Source organism: Psychrilyobacter sp. (assembly GCF_049671765.1).
In the GTDB taxonomy this organism is placed as follows: Bacteria; Fusobacteriota; Fusobacteriia; order Fusobacteriales; family Fusobacteriaceae; genus Psychrilyobacter.
Map to the genome: position 1 here is coordinate 1 of NZ_JBATVM010000323.1, position 2,142 is coordinate 2,142.

The 2,142-nt window shown below is 27.3% G+C and carries 3 protein-coding genes; 1 reads left to right on the forward strand and 2 read right to left on the reverse strand.

The features are described from left to right. The coding region (locus WBG30_RS15050; protein WP_424505471.1) for an HD-GYP domain-containing protein at nt 1-336 on the forward strand (336 nt) is incomplete at its 5' end. Between the two features lie 130 nt (nt 337-466). Here WBG30_RS15050 and WBG30_RS15055 read toward each other — a convergent pair. After that, complete coding sequence (locus WBG30_RS15055; protein WP_424505472.1) at nt 467-688, reverse strand: hypothetical protein; 222 nt, start codon at nt 686-688, stop codon at nt 467-469. Between the two features lie 138 nt (nt 689-826). Next, the gene (locus WBG30_RS15060; protein ID WP_424505473.1) at nt 827-1,924 is read right to left on the reverse strand and encodes a Glu/Leu/Phe/Val family dehydrogenase; all 1,098 of its coding nucleotides are present in this window, start codon (nt 1,922-1,924) and stop codon (nt 827-829) included. Nucleotides 1,925-2,142 lie beyond the last annotated feature (218 nt).

The following is a 2,142-nucleotide window of genomic DNA, read 5'->3' on the forward strand; positions in this document are numbered from 1 at the left end:
GTACAGTGGGCATCTTATCACCATGAAAAGTTGGATGGGAGTGGATATCCATTTCATTGTGTAGCAAAAAATTTAGATACTGGGGCTAGAATTATAGCAGTTTCAGATATATTTATATCTAGAATGGAGAGAAAATCATATAGAAATGAGATGGGAAAAGATGAAATATATGAAATAATGAAAAAAATGGGTAGAAATAATTTTATAGATATGAAGTTTGTAGATCTATTATTTAATAATTTTCAAATAGTAGTAAATTATATACTTATTAAACAAGAAAAAACTCTAGATTTTTATAAAAATTATACGAGATATACATGTAGAGATGAATTATAATAAAAAAATCAACTGATTTTAAAATTAGTTGATTTTTTTATTACTAACTACATAAGTAAAGAATTTAAAATTAATTAAATAGAAGGTTATAAAAATCTAAATTCGTATATTTGAATGTAATGTCACGTTTCTAAAAATAGCCATAGATTCCATAAACTTGGATCATTAATTTTTTAAATTCTTCTAATTCTTGAAAAGTATTGATGATATTTAATTTATTATTCTTGTCGTCTAAAATATAAATTGTAACTTCTTTTTTTAAGTTATTTTCCATGATAACTAATAGCCTATCAAATTCTAAATAATCTTGATCGTGGAGTAACTTTTTTATATGTTTAATTTTAAAATTCAATAGTTAACTCCTTGTTTTTGATATAAGTTATATGAGTATTTTTATAACTTTCCTTCTATAATTATAACACATCAATTTTTAAAATTTCAAAAAAATAAGGAAAAAGAAAGTGAAATTTTCTTTTTCCTCTTTAATTACTTATCTTTTAATATAAGTTCTATTAACATTTTTCATAATTTCCATTCTATTCTCAGCATATTGAGATGCAGCAGCATGAGTAGAGATGTTTTGTTCATTTGCAATCTTATAGATATCTAACAATCTATCATAGATTAATTCAGAATCATTAAGTGCGTTAACTCTATTATATCCTTTAATTTCATAGTAAACATTGATTAATCCAGCAGCATTGATAACGTAGTCTGGAGCATAAACTATACCTTTTTCTCTTAAAACGTCAGCATGTGTGTCTTCTTTTAAAACATTGTTTGAAGATCCAGCAATAGCTTTACATTTAAATTGAGGAATAGTTTCATCATTGATAACTCCTCCAAGAGCACAAGGAGCAAATAAATCAACATCTAGTCCATAGATATCATTAGGAGCAACGAACTCAACTTCAGGATGCTCAAGCTTCATTCTAGCAATATGATCTTCATTTACTTCAGTGAAATATATTTTTTTAGCTTTTTCTTTAGTATAAGTATCAGTTAAGAAATCATATCCTAATAAGTATTTAATTAAGAAATAACCAGTTTGTCCTGCACCTTGAACAGCAAAAGTTTTATCAGCAACAGAGTCAGAACCAAAAGTTTCCTTTAAAGTAGCTTTTAATCCAGCAAATACTCCCCATGCAGTAACAGGAGAAGGGTTTCCACTTTTACCAGGTAAACCAACAACATGGTCAGTTTCCATAGATAAGAATAACATATCTTTAGTAGTAGTATTAACATCTTCAGCAGTAATATATCTACCATTCAATGATTGAACAAATCTTCCTAACCCCCTAAAGTAAGCTTCAGATTTAACTGTTTTAGGATCACCAATAAGGACAGTTTTTCCACCACCAAGATTTAAACCAGCACAAGCAGCCTTGTATGTCATACCTCTGCTAAGTCTCAATACATCTTCAATAGCTTCTTCTTCAGTAGCGTAGTTCCATAATCGAGTTCCACCTAAGGCAGGTCCTAGAGTAGTATCATGAATACCAGTAATTCCTTTTAGTCCAGTAGCTTTGTCATGAAAGAATACCAATTGTTCGTGTCCAAATTTTTCCATGTAGTCAAACTTATTCATTATTAATCCCCCTTTAATTTTTATTGTTTCATTTACAAACATTTAAGTTGTCAATTTGTCACTAATAGATTTATAATCTATTTTTTTACAAAAATCAAGCATTTTTCTTGAAAAAATAATGTTTTTTTTGACAAGGAACATCTGTACTATATTATAATTACTTTATATGTTACAAAGTCCGATAATTATTGTATATAAAATTTAAATTAAATATAATA

Coding starts and splice junctions, on each gene's coding strand:
- WBG30_RS15060 (WP_424505473.1), bottom strand. CDS start 1,924: ATGAATAAGTTTGACTACATGGAAAAATTTGGACACGAACAATTGGTA.